We start from the raw sequence: 25,848 nt of genomic DNA, 5'->3' as shown, positions 1-25,848 counted from the left end.
TCATCTATTGTCATGTCTCAGTGAGACATGGCAGTTCCACCATGATCCGTACCATCTATAGTCACACGGAGAACAGCGGACGCTCCTTTGGCTACATGGTTGAACTGATGGGTTACAATCGCATAATCACCTTCTTCGGTCACGGTAAACTCTACGACAGCGCCACCACTTGCAGGAAGCATAACCGTCTGTATTCCATACTGGATGTTGCGTGGATTTCCATCGGTATACACACGGTCCATAATTGTACCTACAACGTGGAAGGATGAGACTTCATTGGGTCCAGCATTACTGACATAGATCCGCACTGTATCTCCTACTTTGGCTAACAAGGGATGTTCGGTCAATCCATAATCATTGCCGTTAAATACGACATAATCCGGTTCTCCGTTTAAAAAAGCTTCGTAATCATGTTCTTTATACCATTCACTCTGAACAAGGGTATACTCACGATCTACCAAGTGATCAGAAGGGTATCCAGCCTTTGGTTCAACAATAATCATGCCGTACATCCCGTTTGCGATATGGGCAAGCACGGGTTTGGTTCCACAGTGATACATAAATACACCGGGGGAGGAGGTTGGATAGGTGAATGTGCCTTCCTCGCCTGGCATAACATCGATAAATTTGCTGCTGGGAGCGGCATGTACAGCGTGAAAATCCATGGAGTGAGGCAGGCTGGAATCTTTATTTTTTAACGTGAACACCAACGTATCTCCTTCTGTCACTCGTAGGACGGGTCCGGGTACGGTCCCATTAAATGTCCAAGCGTTATAGATCACACCTTTGGAGATTTCGATATCGGTAACTTGAGCCGTCATTTCAATATATACCGTGGTACCTTCTCTGCGAATGATAGGGTCTACCGGAGCTTGGCTAACAGCAGAAGGCGAAACTTCATTGTGGTGAACCGGTTTAACCTGATCGGTAGAACTGCAATGAGACAGTGTGGCCGTGAAGATGGCCAATATAAGAGAGTATTTATATACATTCAGTAAGAATGGCATAGTTGCACAACCTTTACTCAAGTGATGTTTTTCACAATCCAAAAAAAGCAGGTTTTCTTTCATTTCAGTTGTGATTTAGGTATAGATTACGTTATAGAGGCAGGAACGGGTGTGACGAGGCACACACTTGGTTATTTCATATTAGAGTCAATTCCAACAATCTGCCTTCAATTCTTGTGCTGAGGAACGGAGTTTCATATAATTTTAGAGAGATGGATTGGTAAATGTTGAGTATTTTGACGCCGTGTATATCGTAGTTTCAGAAGAAAGGTGGATACGGAATGAAACGTTTCGAAGATGAGAGTGCTTATAAGTACAGCTTCTATTCGGTACTTCGTCGGGGTGATAGGGTTGATGTGAAATGTCCAAAATGCGGTGGACACGCTTCTATTGAAAAACGGAAAGATCAACTGGGATGGAAATGTTTCGATTGTTACGCTCAAGCGCTTGAAGAACCGGTGTATCAATATAAGGCCAAGGGGAATTGTGCTGTATGTGAACGTTGGTTTAACGTGGAAGTCACAGACGGGAAGAAGACTTCTCACCGATCAACGCATGTGGAATGTCCGCATTGTGGTGCTGTTAATCAGGTTGAATTACATGCCAAATCGACATACGGAAGGTGTTTTTCCGAGATTCGTGCAGGGAAAGATCCTGTATTCGGGTTGGAACTATACTTCCTAGATGAGTTCAGAGGAAAAATCATATGGGCTGTGAATCGGGAGCACCTGAATTATCTCATTGCTTATGTTTCCGCAGATCTGCGTGAGAAACCTGGAAATATGCCTTTAAGAACAGCTTCACATAGTATTCCGGCTTATATTAAGGATGCGAAGAACAGGGATATGGTTGTGCGTACACTGACGAAGCTTCAGCATAAGACTGGATGAGACTGAAAGTGAAGATGAAGCATTAAAGCTGCAAGGGAGAGAAGACATGAAACTACGAGTTAAACTTAGTATTTTTGCATTCATTCTGGGTATGTTGATGATTCCGGCTTATTTTATTTTACAGACTTATGGCATATTTCAAAAAGAGACAGTCTTATCTGACTATGCTCTGGCGATTGATGTTAATGGTGAGTCCTATGGGGCTTGGCCGCTTATTAACAGTTTTGCAGCGATGGATAAACAAGAGGATAACCGTCAGCTTTATTACCGGATCGACATGAGTCATCTCCAATACCTGTTTAATCTGGCCTATCGGGAGTATGAAGTGAAGCCCGGTGGGGACAATCCGTATCTGGCTGGTACTGTAGACTATCAAACTACAGATCACAACTATGTGCAGACTGAAAGAAAGTATGAGAACGCTAATGATTTTACAACGGTCTTAAATCTGTATGATCAGGATGGGCAGGTGATCTACACCTACGATAATACCGGCAAAGCGGATCACGAATTGGTGGAGTCGATCATTCATCAGGGAATGAGCCGTAACAGTGGCGGCAGTAGCGAACCTGCCCGCGATCCGTATATCAATATTACGGCGTTATTTCGCGACAAGCTTAACATTGATGTGAAACTGACGGTGGATGAGGAACACAAAGTGGTTACCATTCGAATGAACAAATCGGAGGCGAGATGATGAATGCGTATGGTGTACAGCACGGACCTGCTTATCTGGAAGGATTAATTAGGAAGGAAGAGGACATTAAACCCGATGAAGTAGAGTGGAAAGGCAAACTTCAATCGAGTGACGGACATGATAAATTCCATATTTTTTATTATGGTGACTTGACGGAAGATGATCTGATTACCTGGCATGATTCGACACCGATTCTTGTATATGCGGAGCATACCGTCACGGGTGAACGCTACCTGCTCATTGATGCCGCCAAGCACGGATATGATGCCATGTTATGTGAGACCTATTCGGAAGAAGCCCTACATAACAGACCACTTCGCCCTTATCTGGATGTTGAAGGAGAGGATATCTTTGAGGTAGAGTTGACGGCCTACTACAATGTGCCTTGGGATGATGAGTTTGGCGAAGATGTAGATGAGCATGGTACGTATGAACTGATTACGGGAGAGCGCATGCATTTTGATCAGGTCAAACGTGATGGATATGATGCGTTCGCCATTCGTATTCTGAACCGTAAAGGGGTATGGACTGACATTGTACAGGAAGAACTGGCTTAGATCTGTATACGAATGAACCAAACTGAGATGGGAGATGTCGACAAATGTATATCGTATCCTGTGTAATTAAGCCGGTTCCAGCAGAGGAACTGGATCACTTTGAACAACAGCACGCCATCTCGCTACCTTTGTCATACCGCGCTTGGATTGAACAATACGGTGAAGGCACATACACGGGCTGGATGAATGTTCAGAGACCGGACCCGGAAGTGCTGAAGCCTTTTGTGGAATATGATTTTTGGATACATACGGATGAATCGCCTATAAGTCAGCATCAACTTGCGCAGTGCATCACCATCGGCAGTTCTGTAGATGGAGATTTCCTTGCTGTTCATCCTAAAGTTGAGGGGCTGTTGTGGCTACCGCGTCATAATGAACATATCACCTTATGGACATGCTCGGAGACTGAATTTGGCGTAACGCTGGACCGGATCTATTGTGGGTATTACCATCAGGATAAACCGATAACGCCACTTTATTTTGAACCGTGGAATGAGCTGCGTAAGCACACATTTTATCATTTTACAGGGACGGGACAGGGAAGCTCCATGAAGGAACTGGCCGATACATGCAAAACGGAATTTAAGTGGGACGCTGTGTTGGAGAATGAGTACATGTGCAAGCTGTTTATGGCGTCGATGGGAGGATATGTACGTTTTAACTATGCAAACGGGAGAGAAGTTGCCCTGTTCTATGAAGAAAAAAACGGTGCGGAGGAGGCGAGCGATAACGATATCAGTCTGTTTTTGCAAGCACATCATTGTACGGCATATGAATAGGGCTAGAGTGGAGGAGAACCTATGAGTTGGTTAAAAGAGGACATCGCGGAACAATGGCGTAATGAAGGCAAGCGTTATGCAAGGGATGTCAATGCATTTGTACGGAAAGGCATGGAGGGAGAGCAACCAGATGAATCCGAGCTGAAGGACGATTCCAGAAGCGATATGAGTACTGAAGTATTCCATATGGTGAGACAGGCCAATCTCCACGGTGACTTGGAGGTGCTTCGACGTGAGCTGCCAGCAGCGACGTGGCCATTGAGCGAGGCGTTTCAGGCTTCCATGCAGGCGGTCAATGTTGTAGGTTATCTGAACGAAGAGACATGTGTATGTAATACGGGTATCTTCACGGAGAATGGTCAGATCTATACGATGGATCAGCACGGATGGCAGTTGATCTCTGCATATACTTTTGCAGGTTGCTCATCAGACGGATTGGACTATGCACTTGCAGGACCGGATGGGATTCGTATTATTCGTCAGCCAGATCGCAGGTTCGAAGGACAAGAGATAGCGACATATCGATGGGAAGATATTCAATCCCGGATACAGTCGTCCTTACCGCGGATTGAATCACTTGCGGATTGTGAGCATCCCGAACGGACACTTGAAGGACTTATACCTATGGATGAAGGGAGAGCACTACTCATCCATTCAAGATACGGGATATATCTCGTCACACAAGCTCAGGTGACCTTGCTTCATCCCGATCTGGCAGAGATCGAAGAATATGAGCTAGAGGATACTCAGATAGATATGGGACATGCAGCGGTATCTCAGGATGGTCGATGGATAGCATATGGTAGCCAAGGGAGCAATCATATGGTGATGGACCGCCAGCTGAACAAGACATACTCCCTCTATCCGGAATCAAGCTATCCTCATTATGCGGCATTCACCAGTGATAACCAGACCGTCTGGTTTAACGCATGTCATTTCTATAACGGGGTAACGATACAGGTTCCGCTGGGATCAATCGCAGGTAACGAAACGAAGGAAGATTGGCCGGTCATGGATGAGAATGCACGAGTGTATGCAGCGGTTGAAATAGAGGCAGGCATGGTGCTTGGTGATGCATATGGTTATCTATATTGTGTAAATGGCGAGGGTAAGGAAGTATGGCGTCATTTTGTGGGAAGTACCATCTATTCTCTCACCGTATCGCCGGAACAGTCCAAACTTGCAGTTGGCACGTATGGTGGCATGCTGCATGTGCTCGATCTTCGTTCCAAAGAAATGGACGAGTACGGGATCGGTACAGGCACTCTTCGGGAGCTGGAGCGATATGTGTTGTGGCGTGGAGAAGAACCTCTGCGCTGGTGAGTTAGCATTTTGACCTAGTTAGGGGTGAAGGAATGGAACGTGAAGAGGCAGTAACGTTATTAAAATGTCATTCCTTTTCCTATGATGATCTGAGTCATCCCAAGATGGAAAACGGTTTTATTGGCAGTCTGCGGCCCTTTCGTGGCCATTTGATTGAGGAGAATTTTAATGAGTTGATGGAGATACTGCGGGTTCTGGCACCAGAACTTGCACGGCCTTCACTGGATCGGGAAGTCATAGCATGTCTATGGGGAATTACTCATATGGCACGCGCCTGGGCCGTTGAACCTGAGGGTATGCTTCGCAGAAACAACCTTATCTCGGACGAACAGGTGGCGTTGATGGAACAATGGCTTAATTTGTTATCTTATGCAGTCATGGTTCTGATTGAAGGTGGCGGAGAGGAAGAAGCATTTTGGGAATATCATCAATATCTACAAGAAGAGAAGGGCTGAGATAGGGAGGTGTGGTGAGCGTGGAGCGGAATGTATCATTAAACGTACTTATGGACGAGTTGAATCACTTGTTAGATGAGAGAATACAGGATCACGAGATTCGGCAATTGTTCGAAGAATATCAACATCGGGAAGGTGCATCCGAGGAAAGTCTCGATCTATTCGAAAAGGAGTATGGCGTCCGGCTGCCTGGCGATTTTCGTACCTTTTACCAAGGCAAAGACGGTAGTGGTTACGGGTTGCATGTGCTATACCCAGGTGATGCCGAGAAGGGCCGATGCACCCCCTTTTATCTGATGTCATTGGAAGAGATTCGAGAGACCAAACAATACTTCTGTGAAGTAGATGAGAAGCTGGAAGAGTATTATTCTGCCGAAGAGATCAGTCAGTTGGACCCGGAGATCAAGCCATACCTGTTCCATAAACCATGGATTCCTTTTGCAACGATCGCGGGAGGTTCACTGTATCTGATGCTCGATTTCGATCCAACGGTGGAAGGCACGTATGGGCAGATTATTATGTACGTGCACGATCCAGACTTTGTTTATTATTTAACACCTACATTCACGGATCTCCTCAGCATGTCGAACCGTAATCTGAAGATGATGGATGAGATCACATATTAAATCCTGAACGATTAGATAATTCCTTAATAATAAAGAAGCTGCCGAAGCAGCTTCTTTATCTGATCTGAACCTGAACTTTGGATACGTCTCATGATTACCACTGAAAGAAACGATGTCCGTGAAATCCGCCGCCTGGAGGTCCTCCGTGTCCACTTGGACCACCCGGACCGCCAGGTCCACCTCCGTGAGGTCCACCGGGATAGCCACCTCCTGGGAAATGACCAGGGTGTCCACCGGGGTAACCACCGCCGGGATATCCACCATGCCACCAAGGACCACCGATCGGATATGGCAGTGGAACAGGAACGATGGGCGGGTATGGATAGGGATAAGGGTACGGGTACGGTGGCGGTGGTGGATAATAAGGGTAAGGATAACCCGCAGGTTGCGGGGATGATACTGAACCTGGGCCGTATGCCATGTAACAAGCCTCCAATAACTGGATTGATGATATCAGCCTATGCCACAGTGGTTTCAGATGATACAGCAGATTAAAGATTAATGAATATAGTGCCATGAGGGGTGAACATATGGTAGCCGTAGCTTTTCACACGGATCCAAAAGGAACTGCCTATGAACTGCTGATTGACGAATTGATCGAGAAGACAGACCGGTTTATTCTGGTTGATAGACAAAGGTACGAAGAGAACGAGATACCGGAAGTGTTTCGTGTATTAGAGAGATTGAAACCCTATCTTGTGGAACGTGCTACGATGGAAGAGATGATGCTGAAAAGCGGAGCCTATTATTCAGAAGGCACCTATTATACATATCGCTGTACGCCGGAATCGGGTCAAGTGCTCAAAGAAGAAGCTAATCGTTTTCATGATTGGTGTTACCCGGCATTGCCGGACGATCTTTGTTTTATAACAGAAGACGGAAATGATTATTTTTTCTCTGTTGCCCATGAACATATGTACGGCATGAGGATTACATACAAAGAAGCGAGTGAACTTATGGAGCGGATTCCGGGGTTGTTCTTTGAATTGGACCGTCATAAGGAAATTGATCATCTTCTGGACGATGCGATCAGGCATCAGACCGATAAGCTGGATATCAGCTTACACGGTTTAAGTGAGCTTCCCGAACGAATTCGGGAGTTGAAGCACTTGAAGGAGCTGACGATTTTTGAGCAGAATCTGTACTCGCTCCCTGCAAGTCTGTTCGAACTGACTTCATTGGAAAGATTGGTCATTACAACGCTGGATCTGGAGCGTCTTCCGGCAGAGATCGGGAAACTGAAGCAACTTCAAGAGTTAAGAATTTATTGTGGCAGCCCTTTTGAATCTGTACCTGGTTGGAGGCCCAGACCACAATCTGAATTGGGACTAAATTGCATCCCGCCTGAGATTGGTGAATTAAGTGAACTGAAGTATCTGGAGATAGTATATTCTGGTATACGTGAACTCCCTCCGGAGCTGGAAAAACTGAAGAATCTGCTTGCTTTACTGGTGACGAATGCACTAATTGACGGAACCCCGGATGTTGTCACAAGAATGCACTGGCTGGAGTATGTAGACTTAATGAATATTCCATTTGGAACCCATTGGGAAGAAGTCTGGGAAATGAAAAAGAACATGTAGCCAATGAGCCCTGCTCGGGATGTCCGAGTCAGGGATATTTATTATGGGATGAAAACTTGGCGGAAATGGGCTCACGTATCTGGGCGCTGGGCATAAGCTGGCATATAGGTTATGACCTAAACCGAGAGCGAAGGGCAGGCGTTTTATTTTGGCAACCTCATACATGGATTACACTTTACCAACCACCGAATTTACTTACGATTTGAGCAATAACCCGTTATTCAAGAAGGATGAGAACAACTATATTAACTCTCTTTCCATCAAGCAGTTAAACACACTGGGCAATGCTTCTTTACTGGATATTTTCCTCAACACGGGCAATGTGGTTGAACCACATACGCATCAGAATGCAACGGAGTTGGTATACTGCATCAGCGGTGCGGCAGTTGTTTCCCTCATTAATCCGTTTACCAACGAGCTTCTTCATTTCCCGATTACTCCGGGGCAGGTGGCTAACGTTCCTCAAGGCTGGTGGCACTATGAAGTGGCTACTGCAGATCATACACACTTACTGGCAGTTTTTGATGCTCCTGTTCCTGAGGCGATATTTGGCTCAGACACCTTACGTCTTACACCTGCAAAACTTTTGGCTTATACGTACTGTCTGGATGAGAAAAAAGTTCAAGAAGCGCTGGCTCCGATCCAAAAAACAGTGATTATTGGTCCGCCGGCAGATTGCCAGCCTTCAACTGCTCCCGCCTCTAACAGTGCTCCAAATGTGAATCATCAGCCTTACGTAATGCCTAATGTACAACCCAATGTACAGCCAAATATGCAACCATACACACAATCCAATGTACAACCAAACATGCAACCCAACAACCAACCAAACATGCAACCTTACGTGAACCGTCTTCCGTACTGGGGGACTTGGGTTGATCCACGTATTATTCATGAGCCGGGCTGTCCGTATTATAGAGAGCTTCCTGTGAATACGAATAATCAAGAGGAAAGATGAACTTTAGTAGACAAGGTTTATCTTAATACACATAGGTAACTCAGTTGAATTAGGTGTAGCAAAAGAAGCGTCCGCAAAGGAACGCTTCTTTTTTGGATCAAAGGTGTCTTCAAACCTGCTGAAAGCCGATAGATACCTGAACGTGTCCGAAGCATGGAGTGCTAACGAATCGTAGGCGTCTTAATCAAGGATTTGAGGCGTGCTCAGAAATCTAAAGAATCTGAGACACGTTATATCAGAATAAACAGCCGTATGAAGTGTTTTTATCGGGGATTTTGGGAAATAAAGTGTCTGAGGTTCCTTACAATTTTAAATGAGGACCTAGAGGCCAAATAAGATGTCCTGAGTTCCTAAGAAAATGGTCTACCCTTCCCCAGAGTCTGCAGGATGGTACTTCAAGAATTTTTAGGCGCTGACATCCATCATCGATAGATTGCCTGAGGTTGAAGAGTACCTATATAATTTACGATGTGTAATTTCGTCCCAAGCCAAGCTCCGTTAATAATTGACGATAAGCAATCGAAGTACGGTCAGCGGGAATATGGGCTTCGGCATGCAGATCAAGGGGCAGATCCTCCGGTTTCTGTGACTCGACCATCTCGCGGTCTTCTTCAAATACCTGCAAGTTGAACTTGATTGTGTCTTCAATCGGAGCGTCTTTGTCAAAGTTGCGTGTGATTGGACAGAATAGACGTGTATAACGGGCAGAGATCGGCGAAGCACAATTCAGAATATTCAGCTTGTCGTCTCCTGGGAAATGTACCGTAAGAGAGGCCGCAAAAGGTGGGAACACTCGAAACTCGCGCAACCATTGGAAACCTTCAGGTGCAACAAGATCTTGCCCTTTGCCATAGTTACTCACCGTACTCCAATACTCGGCCAGTAACTCATTACCTTCGCGTTTCACTTTGTATTGGGGGACTTCTGTGTTGTTTCGGTCACCAAACGTTTCGGTATGCACATAGGCAAAATGGGATACATCCAGGAAACCCTCCATTTGTCGTCCAGAGGAACCAGCAATGTCAAAGTTGGGTGGCAAAATATTGATATAATCCGGATCATCCCAACCAGGGAAGGAGGGGATCTGTTCTTCCATTCCTGCCAGTGTAGTCCATATTAAGCCATAACGTTCAACTGCCGGGTACACGATAAGTTTGAGCTTAGGCGAGATCTTGGAACTTGGGTGCGCAGGTACGGCGGTACATTTGCCTTCGCAATTATATCGAAAACCGTGATAAGGGCAGACAATCTCGCCATTTTCTACCCAGCCTTTGCTAAGTGGAGCCCCGCGGTGAAAACAAAGATCCTTGGCTACCACAACCTGATCATTACTGCGATAGAGAACCAGCTTCACATCGAGTAATTGAGCAGCAAGTGGTTTGTCTGTTACTTCGGTTGCTTGGGCTATCGGATACCAATATTGGGATAAAACATGCCAGTCTTCAGCGGTGAACGTACAGCCTCTAGGCAATTCGGACGTCACATTACGGTTTGCATTGGAAGTTATCATAGGAAACACTCCTTGCCGATATGAATAAACGATTCTCTTTTTGTGTTAGAAAAGTTAACTTGATTAGCCGTATGTTACTACTCCTTTGGTCAAAGTATCAATATATCCAACCTACTTTTGGTTGAAATCACAAACAGATCAGTAAAAAACGTACATAGATACGGAAAAACGCGGATTTTTCTTACGTTAGATGTTAATTTTATAGAATGAGGACAGACATTCAGTATGTTATTTCTTTCCATTACTGATTATCAACTCCATGGAGGTTGTCCTGCCATCAGAATCTCAGTGTGAATATTCGTTAGTTGAGCAACCATTCTTGTGGGCATAAAAAGATTTTCGTAAAGAATGTCACAGATTCCGGCCGTCGTTTGTCTTCAGTATGTAAACCAAATGACGGAGGCGAATGAGAAATGAATTTAAGAACGAACTACAGAGCAGTGAGTCCAGGCGCTTTTAAAGCGATGATGGCAATGGAGCAATATATATCCGGGCAATTTGAAAATAAAGTATTGTATGAGTTGTTAAAAATCCGAGTGTCCCAGATCAATGGCTGCGCCTTTTGTCTCGATATGCATGCCAAAGATCTGATGAAACTGGGAGATTATGCGGATCATATTTTATTGCTGAGTGTGTGGCGTGAAGTGGCTTTCTTCACGGATCAAGAACGTGTTATGCTGGAGCTGGCTGAAGCGGTGACCCGAATCTCGGAACACGGTGTACCACTTGCGTTGTACGATAAGGTTCGTGAACATTTCAGTGAATCCGAACTGGTGGATCTGATCCTGGCCATTAACACGATTAACAACTGGAACCGGATTGCGATCACAACTGGGATGTATCCGGGTTGCTTTAACTAAGATACATGCACCATGCCAGAGGGGGCCATTCTTATGAATTCCAATCTCCACGCCAATGAGCCAGATGTGTCTTCTCTGGATGTTGGTGAGTTGTATATTCTTTATAAAAAATATGCATTTTCAATAGCTTACCGCATGCTGGGCAGTGTGGTAGAGGCTGAAGATATTGTACAGGATTGCTTTGCGGGGATTCAGAGCACGTCTGCTCAGGATATTCGTAATCCCAAGTCCTACATCGCCAGATTGGTTGTGAACCGAAGCTTGAATCTGCTAAATTCCGCCCGTAATCAGCGGGAAAGTTATGTTGGTGAGTGGCTGCCAGAGCCGATGGGTGACAGTGAAGAGTCGAACATGCCAGAGGAAACGATGGAGAAAAAAGAGCTGATCTCCTACGCCTATCTGGTCATGTTGGAGCTTCTATCGCCCATGGAACGCGCTGTTTTTGTACTTCGTGAAGCGTTCCGATATGATTATTCCGAAATAGCGGATTGGCTGGGCAAAACGGAGAGTAACTGCCGTCAAATCTTTAGCCGCGCCAGACGGAACTTGCCTGAAAGACTTCCGCCGATCGAGCAGAGTGATGCAGATATGAAAGCCAAAGGTGAATTGCTGAGCCGTTTTACATCGGCTTTCCTTCGTTATGACGTCTCTGCCATGCTGGAGTTACTGGCAGATCAGCCTGTATTTACAGCAGATGGCGGTGGCGTTGTTCATACGGTTATGAGAACAATGAACGTGCACAAAGGTGTGCTTGCACTCCTGACCTCACGGCGAGTCCTTACGCGATTGCGTGAAAGAGAATGGGTACCCATGTGGATCAATGGCGAGCTTCAACTCGCATTGATGAAAGAAGGGCAGTTGTCCGAGGTACTCTGTTTGGAGTTGGACGCTTCTGGAGAGCGGATTGAGGGCGTGTATCTCGTCGTAAATCCGAACAAACTTACATCAATAGACACTTCAACTCTTTGATCCAAACGTAAGGAGTTGATATGTAAACTTAAAAGCGGCACCCTCTGTCACGAGGATTGCCGCTTTTTTTTCATTTACATTTTGTTATTCAGCATCCAATTACTCCGGAGCAAATTGTTGTTGAACATTTTCGATGATTGCTCTGACTTCAGGTGTAAGCTCATCATTGTTCTGATTGAGGAGCAGCAAAATCTTTTCCATAGTGTCCAGAATAACACTCTCTGTATTGGGCTCCCGCTTAGCCAAAGCTTTCTCGTAAGCCTTTTTCACCTCAGGGTCTATGGTGCGAATTTCTTCGTCGTCAGTGAACCAATCATATGCAGGCGTGTTGTCACTTCCGTAAAACAGGTAATCCACAGATATCCACTGCTTCACTGCAGATGTACGATTGGAATTCGGAAAATTGTTCAAAAAGGCTTCTTTCTCCAATGTACGCTGAATTAATTCATTCCAGGAGATGATAATGCCACCATCTGAAGTCGTCATTTGGTTGGACTCGGTAGCCATAATATCAATGTACGCAGCAATATCAGCCTTTACAAAAGGCTTGAACTTTTGATATATCTCATAATTGATGATGGGGTAATACAAGCCTTCACTGGTTTCCAGTTTGAACCCGAGATCAGATGCTTCCTGCAGAAGCTTCTTCACTGCCGGATCTTTAATTTCTTTGAGCAGACGACTATATGTAAGCTTCTGTTCGTAACCAAGTTGTTCATGGGCTTGAGATATGGCCTGTTGAAATTGTTCCGTATACATTTGGTGATCCACATCAGCCAGCTTTACGTTCTGCATGTTCTCCAATTGCAGCGTCATTAGTGTGGCCTGCCAAGGGCTGGCTTTATCGATATGATTCATCAGGTATTTACGTGCTTTAATCAGACTTTCTGTGGACTTCACTGCTTCTGTTCGATAGGTTTGGAATTGATGATACACCGCTTTGGAAGCGGGGACAGGTGCAGCCAGTGTTGTTGAGGTCGTCAGTGTTGAGCCAATGGCAGTACAGCCAAGAGCCATAGCCAGGAAACCAAGTTTAACAGGTTGCTTCCATCTCATTTGTATACCTCCCCATTAATGAAGAAAAGCCATTTGAATTTTCTTATAACCGCATTTCACCGTATTTTATATGTATGATCCGTATGTTGAATATGTAAGTTCTGTCTTTGATTAAACCAGTTTCTGGTAAGCGAATCAAGTGTCTTCAGTAGGAAAAAGATTACATAATTAAAGAACAGCCCCTTAAACCCGAAAGGGTTAAAGAGACTGTTGTAGGTATTCGGACTTTATTTTCTAATTAATGAAGTGGTTTATTGCTATTAGGCATCTGAGGTGCTCCGGTTGCTGGAATGTATGCCTGAAGCATCTGCTGTGTATCACTTGGAGTGAGTTGAGGTACTTGGTAATAGGCGTTTTTATTCTGGAACATGAAAATTTCATAGGCCATCTCGATAAAATGCTGGATCTGAGAAGCGATGACTCGGCGAACCGTTCCATTTGTGATCTCGCTACAGGACATGCCGAGCAGACTCGCATGTGATTTGATCAGTCCCAGCATATGACCGCTGATTCCGGCATCCTTTACATCGGCCAAGCTCTGGTTTGGTTTTTTCGGTGCTGATGGCTTAAGGCCATATACCGGTGGTACCATGTTGGGGATCATATAGGTAGCTGTCTCTTGATGAGGCTTCTGTCCGGATGCAAAACACTCTGCTGTCAGATTGTACTGGGATAATATGAAGTTGTATTGCCGGTCCAGAATGCCAATCAGTTCCTGGCTCTGTACAAATGTACGAAAGATCATGTATTGATCCAGCACGTTAATGGTGGAGGACAGAATCTCGTGCACGTCGAACATCTCATGGCCGCCATGATTCATGTTAGGGGTGACATTTGGATTAGCATTCAATGTGGGTTGTGCTACATTCTGAGGGTTCATGGAATTTGGATTCATTGTAAATTTGATTCTCCTTTGGTAAATGGTATGATTCTATATAAGTTGAACGAAAGAATATTTACACTTGCCACTCCGATGACAGAACAACCTTCCGATCGCTGTTATCCCCAGATTTTTAATTCAATTTTACAAAGGTGAAAATCCGGTGATAAATGCGAACGCTTCGCTTCTTCAGGTTCTTTCTGTCCTCTGCGTTCTCGTGCCAATGTATAGTTCAACTTCTATAGTATGCTTGGAAAGTAGTAAACTTATGTAATGTGTTAGGAGTATACGCACAAATAGGAATAGGCATGGTGGTGGTTAAAGATGGAAGAGACCGATTGGGGTGTAGCAAAGGATTTGTTCGTCAAACATTACGGGAGCGCTATACAGATGCATCGAGAAGGCGTGTATGCCGACTATAAGCGCTGGGACGTACCCCAAGAGCTAGAGGAACAATGGATAGGGGAGCGAATTCAACAATTAAGTTCCGAGCTGTCTATCATGAATTGGGATGAGGTGGATGAACTTGCGTTGATTGCCAAACATCGGACAGAACCATCAATTATTATGGCAATTACAGCATTTGCTTCAAGACAATTGAAGAGTGCGGACAGTATGGTTCGTCTCGTGTACGCTGAACGTCTGATTGAGTTGATTAAACGGTATGAATCTTCTCTGCCGATGGACAAGATACGGGAAACCTATCAATTGACGATGGACTTGCTGGTTGATGTGGCGACTAAACCGTTGGTGCTTGATCCAGGCCATGAATTACAGCAGTATGGATTAAAGGATAAACGTGGATTGAATTTACGTGTTGAAAAGAATAAGGAAGAAATCATCCAATATTTTCGAAATTAATTGAATTTTATCAAGTGAGGTCAGAATCATTGAGAAAACTGAATTATATTCGCATATTTATTTTCCTTAGTGTGGTCACTGCAGTAACACTTGGCTTGTACTATGTAGCCGCAGATTGGCTGGATCAGCGTTATTTCCGCTTCCTGATCTGGAATCTGTTCTTGGGCTGGATTCCTTTTGTGTTCTCTTATGCAGCCTATCTTTTAAGTGATGTGAAATGGAAAGGTGCCGTATGGCTTGCAGTCGCAAGTGGGCTGCTGTGGTTGTTATTTTTCCCGAACTCTTCTTATATTGTTACGGATTTGGTTCATCTGACAGCGAGAAGTTCCCGGTATTATGGTGGGAACGGAGTGGACTACACATATTGGTACGACTTGAGTGTTGTATTAATGTTTGTCTGGACTGGACTCCTGCTTGGCTTCCTGTCAATGTATCAGCTTCAGGAAGTGATCTATCACCGAATTGGACGCTGGGCATCCTGGATCTTTGTACTGGCTGGCTGTGCTTTGGGGAGTTACGGGGTCTTGCTTGGACGTGTATATCGACTGAATAGCTGGGATGCACTGACGAATCGCGAGACGTTGATTGAACTGATGCACGAAAGTGTAAGCCGTCCGTCTCTGGCGTTTTGCCTGTTTTTTGGCACGTTTATCACTACAATCTATGCCACATTGTATTATCTGATCAATACGAGGGCTCCCCGTGAAATGAAGAAGAGTGCAGGAAGTCCCGAGTCGGACCTAAAAGCGTTACGCTAACATTTGTTTTCTTAAACCCGAACTTATTAGATCTAATCTTAAGGTACATTGCTTGAAGGGCTGTTCCAAGTCATACACATGGCTATCGGAACAGCCCTTTAACATTGGATCGAGCGCAGGATGTTCTGAAGAAAAATATCTCTACTTATCAGAGATTAGCTCAAGGATTGTTTTCACAACCAGTTCAGGTTCATCGTGAATAATCATATGCCCACTGCGGGTGGCCACAATGAGCTGACTATCCTTCGATATATTCAACATGTTCCGTTGCCCCGATTGCCATATGGATTCGAGCTTCTGCCCAATGTCAACCGAAATCCCTGCACTAGCATAGTCTTGAGGACGTCCGCGTGCAATGATACGTACAGGGATTGATCCAAGACGTTGGCCACGAATGGCATCTTCTGTTGAATGGGCGTGGAGGGCTTCTTCTTCTTTGGCGTGAAAATAGGAAGGGGTAGCAATCACATTAACAAAGGTATCCCGATCTTGCTTGGCAACCAGACCATCAAGCATAAAGTCTGGAAATAATCTGAAAGCGCCAGATACCTTCAGTAAAGATAACAAGGAGGCAGGCGGGTTTCCCTGAAACTGAGCCTGTTCCAACAGAGCCTTTGTATTCCGTTCATCATCCTCGGGTCTCGCATCAATGAGGACAAGGCTCTGAACCTCACTTGTATACGTCTGTGCGAAGAGTCTGGCATACATACCCCCAAGGGAATGACCTACCATAATGTAAGGGCCGCGGATATTCTCCTTCTCCAGAGCTGCATGTAAATCTTTGACGATATTGGCACCTGTACGTTCTGTAGGTGCAGATTCACTCCAGGCATATCCTGCGCGATCATACGTGACCACCGTTGCATGTTGGGCAAGTTCCACAGGAATGTCTCTCCACGACAAACTGGTTTCACCACTTCCAGCCTCCATGAGTATGGTCGGTGAACCATTGCCTTGTTTATGAATGTGTAGTTGGTAACCGCCGACTTGAACGAGTGTACCTAGAGGTGGAAAGTCCTTTTTGGCCTGCGACGAAGCAAACCACTCATAGACGAAAGCGGCACCTATCAGTAGTAGCATTGTGCAGAATAACCTTATTATGAAGGTGAAAACTCTGAATTTCTTGCGTGTTGAGGCTGGGGTAGTTGTATGCATGATCTTATGAATTCCTCTCCTACAGCTGTTTTTATATTTTAGTACAATGTATTAAAAAGATTATAGCACAGTGTATTACAAAAAGAGAAGTTTGTTGTATAATGTTGTCATGCCAAAAATCGTAGATCATGAAGCTCAAAGGAAAATCGTTGCTGATGCAGCAATCCAGGTCATTCAAGTGCATGGACTGGAGCATGCTACAGTTCGGAATATAGCGAAGGAAGCGGGACTATCTGTAGGTTCCATGCGTCATTATTTCGCCACACAGGCTGAATTGTTCACCTTTTGTATGAACCTTTTTGCAGAACGGGTACAGAGAAGGGTGGAGGCGTTACAGATGAGTGGATCTTTACTGCAGGATATGAAGAATCTGCTCTTGCAATTTCTCCCGTTAGATGAAGACAGAATGATGGAAATGGAGGTCTGGTTTTCGTTTACAGCCAAATTATTGGTGTACCCCGAATTAAAAAAGTTAAGTGATCAGATGCATCAGGGGATGTATCGGTCGGTTCAATGGGTAATACAGGAGTTGCAGAAGCAGGGGATGACACATCCTGAACTGGATGCTGAGATGGAGATAGAGAAGTTATACGCTCTTGTGGATGGACTCGCCATTCATATGTTAATGCAGCCAGATAGACTTACAGCAAAACGAGTGGAACAAGTGATTGAACAGCATTTGAGCATGCTTTGTCAAACTTAATCTTACGTTGTCTGAAGAAGGGTTATTTCCTTTTATAAGGGAGTAATCCTTCTTTTTATGAAAATTTGGCAGGTATGCAGGATATGACGAAGAATTAAGAATGAGAATGTAATGAATACATAGACAAGTAGGTGAACAACAAAATGTTGAATGCAGTAGAGCTGACAACAAAAGTAGAAGAAGTCATGGAACGCGTGAATTTTTCGGGTGTTGTATTACTCCAGCAAGCCGGGAAAACCCTTTTGAATATGAAACGTGGTTATGCGAATCGTAGTGAAGAGCTTGCTAATCAGGTGGACACACGCTTTGGAATTGCATCAGGATGTAAGATCTTCACGGCAGTGAGTATATGCCAACTAATTGAAGCGGGTAAATTGTCTACTGATTCCAAGCTGAACGATGTGTTGGATGTGGAGTTTCCACTGTGGGACGAAGGGATTACCATCCAGCAGTTGTTAACTCACACGTCAGGCATTCCGGATTATTTCGATGAAGATGTGATGGAAGACTTTTCAGCATTGTGGAAAGACAGACCGGTTTATGCGATGCGGCGATTAAGTGACTTTCTGCCCATGTTTCAGCATATGCCAATGAAGTTTGCTCCGGGTGAACGTTTTCACTACAACAATGCGGGTTTCATTGTGCTTGGGCTTATCGTGGAACAGCATTCAGGAAGGTCGTTTACAGATTATGTGAAAGAGCACATTTTCAAACGGTGTGGCATGAAGGACTCGGGTTATTTCTTAACAGATCAGCTTCCGCGTAACACAGCCTTAGGGTATATCGATCATGAAGATGGCTCCTGGAACACCAATATGTTCTCCATTCCTGTCAAAGGTGGATCAGATGGTGGGGCCTATGTTACGGCACCGGATATGATTCAATTCTGGGATGCTTTGCTGGGTCACCAATTGTTGAATGCAGAGACAACACGGCAGTTATTAACTCCACACGCTCATCAAGAGGATGAAGAGTACTATGGGCAGGGTATCTGGATTGACCGCAAGGGGGAAGAAATTTTCAAATTTCATGTCATGGGCTTTGAACCAGGGGTGTCGTTCATGTCTTCCGTGTATCCGGACTATGATCTACAACTGGTTGTGATCTCTAATCAAGAGTCTGGTCCGTATCCAATAACGATTGCCATCGAAGAAGCTTTGGCATGACAAATAAACCCTCAACCAATGGTCAGGTTATGGCCACAAGGTTGGGGATTCATTGGTCAAACAGGATAAAAGGACTGCTTGCGCGTTTATAACATTTTCCATAGCTCAGGGGCGATTAACCGAGGGAAAACATCCAGCGGAGGTTTCTCTTTCTTTCGTTTGTCATTGGTTAACACCGTAACAAGTTCGAGCTCTGGGACAATATATACATACTGACCACCAAATCCTCGCGCGTAATAATAATGGAGATTGGGTTTGTCGTCTACAGAAGCAATATCTTCAGCGGCAGACTTTTCATTTGGATAAACATCCACCCACCAATGCCAAGCATAACTTCCGTGATTTGGTGGAGTGACCGTAATGAAAGGCTGCGTAGAACGGGATACGAGATCACTTGAAATGAGAGACTCACCCTCCCACATACCTTGCTGTAGAAACAGCTGACCGAATTTCAGCAGATCTACGGGTAACATCTTAAGACCGAATCCGCCAGTATGTACACCTTGAGGGTCGCTTTCCCATTCATAATCCTTAATTCCCAGCGGACCAAAAAGATAACGTTCTGCGAACTCGGCTACGTTCATACCTGCATTTTGCATCAGGATAGCGGATAGGATCTGTGATACTCCTGAATTGTATTCCATGTATGTACTCGGTTCATGACTTAGGCGCTGTTCCAACGCAAAATTCACCCAATGATCGGTGCGAGTCATGCGAGGGAATGAATTCTGCCCGCCGAACTCGTCCCAGTTGAATCCGGCTGTCATGGTAAGCAGTTGTTCCAGCGTGATCGAAGGTTTACGAGGATCAGGATCAGATGTCAACTGTGGGAAAAAGGTGGAGATTGGGGCTGATGCCTCTGGCAACAAGCCTTTATCCATTGCTATACAGATGAGTGCGGATAGCACACTCTTGGTACATGAATTGATTTTTGCAATATCAGTCGCAGCCTCTTGGTTGCGGTAGTGTTCGAACATGTTCTCACCGCTTACGCTGACGAGGCAGCTTCGCAGATCCAGCGGTGGAATGATATGATCTAACTTGGATGACAGTGATGAAGGATTCATAGTGTCCTTTCTGTACGGTTGATTTGTTATAGGATTTTGTAGAAATAGGTGTCCATTATCTTAGCATACTCCCGAGGTAGGGCTCAACCAGCGCTACATTATTATGTCAAAGCAAGCATGTAAAATGCGATTTTCGATGTAAGCAACTTAAAACGGTTCAGAATGGATACGAGAAAGGATCAAGCCTGAGATTCCTATGGAGTCAGGCTTTTATCTCCTCAATTTAGAATCTAAAAGTCCCTCAAACGATCAAATACGTCATATAATCCTGCGTGTGCTGCCTAGATGTGGTTCAATAATGAAACGTTTCGAATTTATATTTATAAATGATCCATAATATAATCAATATTTGTAAGCGTTCTATTTTCCTGTTTACGGAAATGGGAAATTTATGATAACATATACACGAAACGTTTCGAATCCATTTGAAGGGAGACAATTATGAAAAAAGTAAAAAATATCAGCTTTATTTTAACTTTTTGTCTGTTAGTTAATCTAGCTTTAACTCCTATGGCTTCAGCAGGTGATTCAAGCCATTTAATTGGATTTCGTGCAGAATTGAAAGCGATTGCATATAAAACCTATACGTTTTTTGAGGACTATACGGATCAGAACACTGGCTTGACTTACGATGAAGTACGGCATACTGAAAACGGGATAGAAGAAGCTAAACGTACCTCGCCCACGAACATCGCAATGTATATGATGAGCACCGTTTCAGCGCAACAATTGGGCATTATTTCAAAGAAAGAAGCTGTACAACGCCTGCAAACGACTATACATTCCCTCGAAAAGTTAGAAAAGTGGAACGGCCTATTTTATAACTGGTATAACACGGATGACGGATCAGTGAAGAAAGATTGGGGCCAATTTATTTCCCAAGTCGATAATGGCTGGTTATCCGCTGGTTTAATTGTTGTTGGGCAAGCCTATGAAGAACTTCATGGGGAAACAAGCAAGCTGGTTAAAAATATGAATTATACTCCGCTATATGATCCTGAAGTCGGCCAATTCCGCGGAGGTTATGATGTGGCTAAAGGCGCGCTGACGGACCACCATTATGGAATGTTTTATACGGAACCACGTGTAGGCAGCTATATTGCCATTGGGAAAGGTGATGTTCCCCAAGATCATTGGTGGAAGATGTATCGCACATTACCTCAAGAATGGGATTGGCAAGCTCAGATTCCTCAAGGCAAATCCGTTAAGTACGATGGAGTGGATGTGTTTGAAGGAAGTTATGTATACAAGGATAAAAAGTTTGTGCCAAGCTGGGGAGGCAGTATGTTTGAAGCTCTTATGCCCGGTATGGTCATAAAGGAAAAAGACCTGGGTACTCAAGCTTTGGGATTGAACAACCAGCGTCATGTCGAATTGCAGATCGAATATGCCAAAGAAAAAGGGTATGCCGCATGGGGCTTTTCACCTTCTGCAACTCCCACAGGATACAGTGAGTTTGCAGCAACGCCGTTGGGTACCTCAGGTTATAAAGACGGAGCAACGGTAACAGCACACGCAACATTCCTTGCCCTGGATTATGCCCCTGAAGCTGTTCGAAAAAACATTAAAGCTTTAAAGAACTTCAAAATGTTTGGCAAATATGGGTTCTATGACTCAGTCAATGTCGAAACGGGAGAACTTGCAAAAGCTTATCTGGCACTGGATCAAGGGATGATTATGGTGTCGATCGCCAACTATCTTCAAGATGGCGTTATACGCGATTATTTTCACAGTGATGTGATAGGGCAGACGCCAGAAGAATTATTGAAAAAAGAAGTGTTTTCGATCCAATAAAGGGCTTCTTTAGATTAGAGCAAGTTCACTAACGAAATGGGACGAAGATAAAAAGAGGGGCGGAACGAAGCAGGGTGTCAGCATGCTTCGTTCCGTTTTTGCGTTTACCCTTGATAATGAAGTCGCAGATGGATTAGATTATGGAATTTACGTTACAGGTGGCGAGGCCGCAGGTGCGGCTGCGGCAATTCTGACGGAGAAAGGCTCACACCAAACATGCTAGTGAGTATATGGAAATAGATCACAGAGTAGTTATGCCCACCAGCTCCATAAATTGTGAGAGAGCACTTGTCATGTACGAGTCACGTCGTCTTATAAACACCGTGGGCACTTTTCCATACGATTCTGGTAATGGATGACAGCTAATTTTCCCCTGCTGTATGCGTGATTCAACCATAGACACGGGTAAAACAGTGACTCCTAGCCCGTGCTCGACACATTTAAGGACACCCTCTAGTGTGCCGTATTCCATGACCTTCATAGAAGCATAACCATTATCCTCTAGCCATCGCTGCCAACGTCCCAAATAGATGCAATGGGCGAAAGACGAAAGCAGTGGTTCATGTAAAATCGATTCTAATTGAAAGGGCTCGGGAGAGAAACTCGTAATCAAAACTAGAGATTCTTCAAAGACAGGGTATTCAACAATCTCCGGATGAAGAATTGGTCCATCCACAAATGCACCGTCTACCTTATATTCGAGAATGGTACTTACTTGATCTACGGTAGGTGCCATATATAAGCTTAATTCTACTTGTGGAAATTTCTTGTGATATTGTGTGAAGATCAATGGCAATCGTGTAGAAGCAGTTGACTCCATAGCTCCAATTCGCAAGGTCCCCCGCGGGGCAGATGAAAGCTTAACTGCCTCAATCGCTTCCTCGAAATCATAAAGCAACTTGTTTACATGCGGCAACAGCTCACGTCCTGCAGGAGTTAAGGATACCTTCTTATGATATCGATATAACAGAGGAACGCCCAATTCTTGCTCAAGACGTTGTATTCGTGCAGTAACGTTGGATTGTACATAATTCAATTTCTCAGCAGCCTTGGTGATGCTTTGTTCAATGGCTACTGCCTTAAACACTTCCAAAGACCTAATATCCAAAACAGCCCTCTCCTTTTGCATCACATATTATGATGATCTATATACTTTTATTTAATTTTACGTGATGCATCATAGGATGTAAACTTAATGAATCAGAGGGATTAACACCATTGCCAATGGGTTGATGATCTCGTTATCGGATAATGAGGGGGGGATCTCATGATTTCAAAGATCAATATACAAGATAAATTTATGCGAATCCATGATTATTTTAATCCCAGAATAAGTGGAGAGTTGAATGATTCTTACGTAAAAATGGTGAAGATAAAGGGAGAATTCATTTGGCATCACCATGATCATGAGGACGAAATGTTCTTTGTATGGAAAGGGAGACTACTCATCCGTTTGAGAGACGGTGAAATAGCTGTTAACGAAGGAGAGTTTGTGATTATACCTAAAGGTATTGAACATCAGCCAATTGCTGAAGATGAGGTCCATTTATTATTAATCGAACCAAAAACTACACTAAATACAGGAAATATAGTGAATGAACGAACCGTTTCAATCCCTCAACACATTTGATGAATCGCCGCTTATCCATGAATTATTTATGCTTATTTTTGAATCAATAGTCTAAAGCCTTAAAGCCTCAATAAAAAGGAGTGTTTAATATGAGTTACCAACCTATTAATTTTAATGAGAAATTATCTAAGTTCAATGAACATTGGTCTCCGAAAGTTATTGGTGAAATGAATGACTATCAGTTTAAATTGGTTAAAATCGAAGGGGATTTTGTATGGCACGATCATCAAGATACCGATGAGGTGTTTATCGTGATCAAAGGGGAGATGTTTGTCTATTTCCGCGATGGCCAAGTAAAGATTTCCGAAGGAGAGATGTTCATTGTACCGAGAGGAGTCGAACACAAAACGTTTGCATACCAGGAATGTCATATCATGATGGTAGAGCCCAGGGGAGTAGTAAATACTGGGGAAACCGAGTCGGAATTAACAGCAGTCAATGATATTTGGATATAATGAAGTTGATGAAACAACACAAACATACTGGCAGGATACAATAATATTGTTCCATTGAAAGTCGCTCAGATAGCGGCTTTTTTTATTTTATCCCTACCCGTAGCTCCTTTATATTGAGGAACATGTATTATCCAAAATAGAAAAGTGCTTATTAGAATGACAAGCCAATCCACGATCAAAGAATATCCAATAAATAATCCGATCAGGACACCTCTAAAAAAGAATTCTTCAAATATACCACCTATCGCCGTTAAAGCTATACCACTTGGTCGGATCATTATTTTTTTAATCATATCTGACCCCTCAGTTTTAGGGAGTTCTGTTCTTGTTCTGGTGAATGTAATTAGAACAATCGTAGTAACAAAAAAACTAAAAATAAGACCAATGATGATTGCGGATAACATACTAATCTCGTTTGGCATGAATAAGGAAGCTATAAATGGTAATATTCCTCCCCACTTAAAAAAACCAATAAAAATAAATCCAATAAATAGAAAAGCTGATTGCGTTAGTAATGCGATCAACAGTATTTTATACTGTTCCTTTGCATGGTTCTCAGACATAATGAAAACTCCTTCTATCATATTTTTTTCATTATAGATTGTGACGTAGTGTCCCCCCGCAACAGCTTTTTTTATCAGAATATTGTTCAGTTACTAATCAGGAATTGAATGGAGAGGTCAAGAGATCCGAATCAAAGCAGAAGGTCTCGTTTCTTTTTCAGAAAGCATGCGGAGAGAGGAGGACATTCTGAATTTGTTTCGTCAGTTTGATCTGTTCGTAACAAAGTAACTTCGCCAATGGAGTCAAGGTCCTCAGGTTGTTTTGTGGAGAGCATTGACGTAGCAAATGTTTGCATTCCTGCTTGTGATCACAATATGTATCTTTTGCAGCGTGAAGAGAGGTTCGTAATTCACATATTTACAGCCTTGCTCCTTCTGCAACCATCTTCATCAGGGCTGAACGGAAAGTACCGCAGTAGCGCGGTTTTACACATCCTAAACATGACAATGCAGAAGCTACATATTTACTGTGTCATCTTAGTTTCACTATACTTCGAACTGTAAGCGTTACCAAAAAGGGATCAGCAAGAACGCAAAGCAGCAACATCATCGTATCTAATGAAAAAGACATAGAAAGGAGTGGGAGAGTGAAGGAGAGTCACACTGTAATATCCGTAAGTCCTTCATTGAAGAAGAACTCCCTTGGCAAAAGAATTTGGAAAAACTGGGAGCTGTATCTGTTCATGCTTCCCGCGTTGTTGTATTTCCTTGTTTTTCATTATGGTCCGATGTACGGCATTCAGATTGCTTTTAAGAATTTCGTACCTTCGAAAGGAATTACAGGCAGCGAATGGGTTGGGTTTGACCATTTTGAACGGTTCTTCAATTCTTATTTTTTCTGGGATCTGCTCTGGAACACATTCAGTATCAGCTTCTATGAACTTGCCATCGGATTTCCCCTGCCTATCATTCTGGCGTTGGCCTTTAATGAAGTCCGCAACGGCCCGTTCAAGAAATCGGTCCAGACGGTGACCTATGCACCCCATTTCATTTCTGTAGTTGTCATGGCAGGTATGATCATTACCTTTTTATCACCTTCCAGCGGAATGATTGTCCGGTTCATCGAACTCATTGGTCTTGAACCAGCACAATTTCTGACTGATCCCGCATGGTTTAAGACGGTGTATGTATTCTCCGGCGTCTGGCAGAGCACCGGGTGGGGAACCATTATTTATCTCGCGGCTCTGTCTGGGGTAGATCCCCAGCTCCATGAAGCGGCCATTATGGATGGAGCAAGCCGAATGAAACGGGTGCTGCATATCAATCTGCCGACGATATTACCCACAATTACGATCATGCTGATCTTAAATATGGGTAATATACTGGGCCTTGGCTTCGAGAAGATTCTGCTGTTGCAGAATTCACTCAATATGGAAGCTTCCGATGTAATATCCACCTATGTATACCGCGCCGGTCTGGTGAACGCCCAATATAGCTTCTCAACGGCTGTGGGATTATTCAACTCGGTAGTCAACGTTATTTTGCTTGTTACGGTTAACCAGATCGCCAAACGCACCAGTGAGAACAGCCTCTGGTAGAAAGGAGT

The 25,848-nt window shown here is 43.9% G+C and carries 29 protein-coding genes; 20 read left to right on the top strand and 9 right to left on the bottom strand.

The genetic code is table 11. The annotated features are described in order from the left end of the window. Nucleotides 1–17 precede the first annotated feature (17 nt). Entirely contained in the window at nt 18–1,007 is a 990-nt protein-coding gene (locus QNO02_RS18365) for a multicopper oxidase domain-containing protein (protein WP_289389610.1), read from the bottom strand. 281 nt (nt 1,008–1,288) lie between these two features. Between QNO02_RS18365 and QNO02_RS18360 the strand changes: the two genes are divergently transcribed. From QNO02_RS18360 to QNO02_RS18330, 7 genes are read left to right on the top strand one after another with little or no spacing between them, the layout of a single operon-like run. After that, a complete protein-coding gene (locus tag QNO02_RS18360) occupies nt 1,289–1,897 on the top strand; it encodes a hypothetical protein (protein ID WP_289389609.1) in 609 nt (202 codons plus the stop codon). Between the two features lie 46 nt (nt 1,898–1,943). Further along, a complete protein-coding gene (locus tag QNO02_RS18355; RefSeq protein WP_289389608.1) occupies nt 1,944–2,594 on the top strand; it encodes a hypothetical protein in 651 nt (216 codons plus the stop codon). Further along, nucleotides 2,591–3,151: a hypothetical protein gene (locus QNO02_RS18350; protein WP_289389607.1), complete on the top strand. Its 561-nt coding sequence runs from the start codon at nt 2,591–2,593 to the stop codon at nt 3,149–3,151. The genes QNO02_RS18355 and QNO02_RS18350 overlap by 4 nt, the downstream gene beginning before the upstream one ends. A gap of 44 nt (nt 3,152–3,195) precedes the next feature. Then, a complete protein-coding gene (locus QNO02_RS18345) occupies nt 3,196–3,930 on the top strand; it encodes an SMI1/KNR4 family protein (RefSeq protein ID WP_289389606.1) in 735 nt (244 codons plus the stop codon). Between the two features lie 21 nt (nt 3,931–3,951). After that, on the top strand, nt 3,952–5,253 hold the full coding sequence (locus QNO02_RS18340) for a hypothetical protein (protein WP_289389605.1): 1,302 nt from the start codon (nt 3,952–3,954) through the stop codon (nt 5,251–5,253). Between the two features lie 32 nt (nt 5,254–5,285). Beyond that, on the top strand, nt 5,286–5,708 hold the full coding sequence (locus QNO02_RS18335; protein ID WP_289389603.1) for a hypothetical protein: 423 nt from the start codon (nt 5,286–5,288) through the stop codon (nt 5,706–5,708). A gap of 20 nt (nt 5,709–5,728) precedes the next feature. Further along, nucleotides 5,729–6,334: an SMI1/KNR4 family protein gene (locus QNO02_RS18330; RefSeq protein ID WP_289389602.1), complete on the top strand. Its 606-nt coding sequence runs from the start codon at nt 5,729–5,731 to the stop codon at nt 6,332–6,334. A gap of 94 nt (nt 6,335–6,428) precedes the next feature. Here the strand turns inward: QNO02_RS18330 and QNO02_RS18325 are convergent, their stop codons facing one another. Further along, the gene (locus tag QNO02_RS18325; RefSeq protein ID WP_289389601.1) at nt 6,429–6,755 is read right to left on the bottom strand and encodes a hypothetical protein; all 327 of its coding nucleotides are present in this window, start codon (nt 6,753–6,755) and stop codon (nt 6,429–6,431) included. A gap of 109 nt (nt 6,756–6,864) precedes the next feature. On the opposite strand from QNO02_RS18325, the gene QNO02_RS18320 reads away from it, so the two are divergent. Together QNO02_RS18320 and QNO02_RS18315 are read left to right on the top strand one after the other, a co-directional pair. Continuing rightward, nucleotides 6,865–7,917, top strand: a complete 1,053-nt coding sequence (locus QNO02_RS18320; RefSeq protein ID WP_289389600.1) for a leucine-rich repeat domain-containing protein — start codon at nt 6,865–6,867, stop codon at nt 7,915–7,917. 148 nt (nt 7,918–8,065) lie between these two features. Beyond that, complete coding sequence (locus QNO02_RS18315; protein ID WP_289389599.1) at nt 8,066–8,875, top strand: cupin domain-containing protein; 810 nt, start codon at nt 8,066–8,068, stop codon at nt 8,873–8,875. A 463-nt stretch (nt 8,876–9,338) separates the two neighbouring features. Here QNO02_RS18315 and QNO02_RS18310 read toward each other — a convergent pair whose 3' ends face one another. Continuing rightward, nucleotides 9,339–10,385 carry a Rieske 2Fe-2S domain-containing protein gene (locus QNO02_RS18310; protein WP_289389598.1) on the bottom strand — a complete coding sequence of 349 codons (1,047 nt, stop codon included), beginning with the start codon at nt 10,383–10,385 and terminating at the stop codon, nt 9,339–9,341. Between the two features lie 413 nt (nt 10,386–10,798). On the opposite strand from QNO02_RS18310, the gene QNO02_RS18305 reads away from it, so the two are divergent. Next, nucleotides 10,799–11,245 (top strand): carboxymuconolactone decarboxylase family protein, encoded by a 447-nt coding sequence (locus QNO02_RS18305; RefSeq protein WP_249912302.1) that lies wholly within the window; start codon nt 10,799–10,801, stop codon nt 11,243–11,245. Nucleotides 11,246–11,278: 33 nt separating this feature from the next. Beyond that, complete coding sequence (locus tag QNO02_RS18300; RefSeq protein ID WP_289389597.1) at nt 11,279–12,214, top strand: sigma-70 family RNA polymerase sigma factor; 936 nt, start codon at nt 11,279–11,281, stop codon at nt 12,212–12,214. Nucleotides 12,215–12,313: 99 nt separating this feature from the next. On the opposite strand, the gene QNO02_RS18295 is transcribed toward QNO02_RS18300, so the two are convergent. Together QNO02_RS18295 and QNO02_RS18290 are read right to left on the bottom strand one after the other, a co-directional pair. Then, nucleotides 12,314–13,270 (bottom strand): hypothetical protein, encoded by a 957-nt coding sequence (locus QNO02_RS18295; RefSeq protein WP_289389596.1) that lies wholly within the window; start codon nt 13,268–13,270, stop codon nt 12,314–12,316. A 238-nt stretch (nt 13,271–13,508) separates the two neighbouring features. Next, nucleotides 13,509–14,150 (bottom strand): spore coat protein, encoded by a 642-nt coding sequence (locus QNO02_RS18290; protein ID WP_502921889.1) that lies wholly within the window; start codon nt 14,148–14,150, stop codon nt 13,509–13,511. 324 nt (nt 14,151–14,474) lie between these two features. Between QNO02_RS18290 and QNO02_RS18285 the strand changes: the two genes are divergently transcribed. Continuing rightward, complete coding sequence (locus tag QNO02_RS18285; protein WP_289389594.1) at nt 14,475–15,011, top strand: hypothetical protein; 537 nt, start codon at nt 14,475–14,477, stop codon at nt 15,009–15,011. 29 nt (nt 15,012–15,040) lie between these two features. Continuing rightward, complete coding sequence (locus QNO02_RS18280; RefSeq protein ID WP_289389593.1) at nt 15,041–15,769, top strand: DUF1361 domain-containing protein; 729 nt, start codon at nt 15,041–15,043, stop codon at nt 15,767–15,769. Between the two features lie 141 nt (nt 15,770–15,910). Here the strand turns inward: QNO02_RS18280 and QNO02_RS18275 are convergent, their stop codons facing one another. Next, complete coding sequence (locus QNO02_RS18275) at nt 15,911–16,849, bottom strand: alpha/beta fold hydrolase (RefSeq protein WP_289389592.1); 939 nt, start codon at nt 16,847–16,849, stop codon at nt 15,911–15,913. Nucleotides 16,850–17,033: 184 nt separating this feature from the next. Between QNO02_RS18275 and QNO02_RS18270 the strand changes: the two genes are divergently transcribed. After that, nucleotides 17,034–17,627, top strand: coding sequence for a TetR/AcrR family transcriptional regulator (locus tag QNO02_RS18270; protein ID WP_289392816.1), 594 nt, complete (start codon nt 17,034–17,036; stop codon nt 17,625–17,627). Between the two features lie 143 nt (nt 17,628–17,770). Beyond that, a complete protein-coding gene (locus QNO02_RS18265; RefSeq protein ID WP_289389591.1) occupies nt 17,771–18,793 on the top strand; it encodes a serine hydrolase domain-containing protein in 1,023 nt (340 codons plus the stop codon). An 86-nt stretch (nt 18,794–18,879) separates the two neighbouring features. Here QNO02_RS18265 and QNO02_RS18260 read toward each other — a convergent pair whose 3' ends face one another. Next, nucleotides 18,880–19,860, bottom strand: coding sequence for a serine hydrolase domain-containing protein (locus QNO02_RS18260; protein WP_289389590.1), 981 nt, complete (start codon nt 19,858–19,860; stop codon nt 18,880–18,882). Nucleotides 19,861–20,301: 441 nt separating this feature from the next. Here QNO02_RS18260 and QNO02_RS18255 point away from each other — a divergent pair, with 441 nt between their 5' ends. Together QNO02_RS18255 and QNO02_RS18250 are read left to right on the top strand one after the other, a co-directional pair. Continuing rightward, nucleotides 20,302–21,654, top strand: a complete 1,353-nt coding sequence (locus QNO02_RS18255; RefSeq protein ID WP_289389588.1) for a glucoamylase family protein — start codon at nt 20,302–20,304, stop codon at nt 21,652–21,654. Nucleotides 21,655–21,736: 82 nt separating this feature from the next. Continuing rightward, entirely contained in the window at nt 21,737–21,877 is a 141-nt protein-coding gene (locus tag QNO02_RS18250) for a hypothetical protein (RefSeq protein WP_289389587.1), read from the top strand. 18 nt (nt 21,878–21,895) lie between these two features. Here the strand turns inward: QNO02_RS18250 and QNO02_RS18245 are convergent, their stop codons facing one another. Then, nucleotides 21,896–22,762, bottom strand: coding sequence for a LysR family transcriptional regulator (locus QNO02_RS18245; RefSeq protein ID WP_249912313.1), 867 nt, complete (start codon nt 22,760–22,762; stop codon nt 21,896–21,898). Nucleotides 22,763–22,921: 159 nt separating this feature from the next. Between QNO02_RS18245 and QNO02_RS18240 the strand changes: the two genes are divergently transcribed. Beyond that, nucleotides 22,922–23,284, top strand: coding sequence for a cupin domain-containing protein (locus QNO02_RS18240; protein WP_249912314.1), 363 nt, complete (start codon nt 22,922–22,924; stop codon nt 23,282–23,284). Nucleotides 23,285–23,373: 89 nt separating this feature from the next. Further along, nucleotides 23,374–23,739, top strand: coding sequence for a cupin domain-containing protein (locus QNO02_RS18235; protein ID WP_249912315.1), 366 nt, complete (start codon nt 23,374–23,376; stop codon nt 23,737–23,739). Between the two features lie 65 nt (nt 23,740–23,804). Here the strand turns inward: QNO02_RS18235 and QNO02_RS18230 are convergent, their stop codons facing one another. Continuing rightward, a complete protein-coding gene (locus tag QNO02_RS18230) occupies nt 23,805–24,302 on the bottom strand; it encodes a CPBP family intramembrane glutamic endopeptidase (RefSeq protein WP_249912316.1) in 498 nt (165 codons plus the stop codon). A 608-nt stretch (nt 24,303–24,910) separates the two neighbouring features. On the opposite strand from QNO02_RS18230, the gene QNO02_RS18225 reads away from it, so the two are divergent. Continuing rightward, complete coding sequence (locus QNO02_RS18225; protein ID WP_434060084.1) at nt 24,911–25,840, top strand: ABC transporter permease; 930 nt, start codon at nt 24,911–24,913, stop codon at nt 25,838–25,840. Nucleotides 25,841–25,848 lie beyond the last annotated feature (8 nt).

The sequence above is a fragment of the Paenibacillus sp. PK1-4R genome, assembly GCF_030369595.1.
GTDB lineage: Bacteria > Bacillota > Bacilli > Paenibacillales > Paenibacillaceae > Paenibacillus.
Note: the sequence above shows the minus strand (reverse complement) of the source record. Positions and strands in the feature narration are given on the sequence as shown.

Coding starts and splice junctions, on each gene's coding strand:
- QNO02_RS18365 (WP_289389610.1), bottom strand. CDS start 1,007: ATGCCATTCTTACTGAATGTATATAAATACTCTCTTATATTGGCCATC.
- QNO02_RS18360 (WP_289389609.1), top strand. CDS start 1,289: ATGAAACGTTTCGAAGATGAGAGTGCTTATAAGTACAGCTTCTATTCG.
- QNO02_RS18355 (WP_289389608.1), top strand. CDS start 1,944: ATGAAACTACGAGTTAAACTTAGTATTTTTGCATTCATTCTGGGTATG.
- QNO02_RS18350 (WP_289389607.1), top strand. CDS start 2,591: ATGATGAATGCGTATGGTGTACAGCACGGACCTGCTTATCTGGAAGGA.
- QNO02_RS18345 (WP_289389606.1), top strand. CDS start 3,196: ATGTATATCGTATCCTGTGTAATTAAGCCGGTTCCAGCAGAGGAACTG.
- QNO02_RS18340 (WP_289389605.1), top strand. CDS start 3,952: ATGAGTTGGTTAAAAGAGGACATCGCGGAACAATGGCGTAATGAAGGC.
- QNO02_RS18335 (WP_289389603.1), top strand. CDS start 5,286: ATGGAACGTGAAGAGGCAGTAACGTTATTAAAATGTCATTCCTTTTCC.
- QNO02_RS18325 (WP_289389601.1), bottom strand. CDS start 6,755: ATGGCATACGGCCCAGGTTCAGTATCATCCCCGCAACCTGCGGGTTAT.
- QNO02_RS18320 (WP_289389600.1), top strand. CDS start 6,865: ATGGTAGCCGTAGCTTTTCACACGGATCCAAAAGGAACTGCCTATGAA.
- QNO02_RS18310 (WP_289389598.1), bottom strand. CDS start 10,385: ATGATAACTTCCAATGCAAACCGTAATGTGACGTCCGAATTGCCTAGA.
- QNO02_RS18305 (WP_249912302.1), top strand. CDS start 10,799: ATGAATTTAAGAACGAACTACAGAGCAGTGAGTCCAGGCGCTTTTAAA.
- QNO02_RS18300 (WP_289389597.1), top strand. CDS start 11,279: ATGAATTCCAATCTCCACGCCAATGAGCCAGATGTGTCTTCTCTGGAT.
- QNO02_RS18295 (WP_289389596.1), bottom strand. CDS start 13,270: ATGAGATGGAAGCAACCTGTTAAACTTGGTTTCCTGGCTATGGCTCTT.
- QNO02_RS18290 (WP_502921889.1), bottom strand. CDS start 14,150: ATGAACCCTCAGAATGTAGCACAACCCACATTGAATGCTAATCCAAAT.
- QNO02_RS18285 (WP_289389594.1), top strand. CDS start 14,475: ATGGAAGAGACCGATTGGGGTGTAGCAAAGGATTTGTTCGTCAAACAT.
- QNO02_RS18275 (WP_289389592.1), bottom strand. CDS start 16,849: ATGCTACTACTGATAGGTGCCGCTTTCGTCTATGAGTGGTTTGCTTCG.
- QNO02_RS18270 (WP_289392816.1), top strand. CDS start 17,034: ATGCCAAAAATCGTAGATCATGAAGCTCAAAGGAAAATCGTTGCTGAT.
- QNO02_RS18265 (WP_289389591.1), top strand. CDS start 17,771: ATGTTGAATGCAGTAGAGCTGACAACAAAAGTAGAAGAAGTCATGGAA.
- QNO02_RS18260 (WP_289389590.1), bottom strand. CDS start 19,860: ATGAATCCTTCATCACTGTCATCCAAGTTAGATCATATCATTCCACCG.
- QNO02_RS18255 (WP_289389588.1), top strand. CDS start 20,302: ATGAAAAAAGTAAAAAATATCAGCTTTATTTTAACTTTTTGTCTGTTA.
- QNO02_RS18250 (WP_289389587.1), top strand. CDS start 21,737: ATGCTTCGTTCCGTTTTTGCGTTTACCCTTGATAATGAAGTCGCAGAT.
- QNO02_RS18240 (WP_249912314.1), top strand. CDS start 22,922: ATGATTTCAAAGATCAATATACAAGATAAATTTATGCGAATCCATGAT.
- QNO02_RS18235 (WP_249912315.1), top strand. CDS start 23,374: ATGAGTTACCAACCTATTAATTTTAATGAGAAATTATCTAAGTTCAAT.
- QNO02_RS18230 (WP_249912316.1), bottom strand. CDS start 24,302: ATGTCTGAGAACCATGCAAAGGAACAGTATAAAATACTGTTGATCGCA.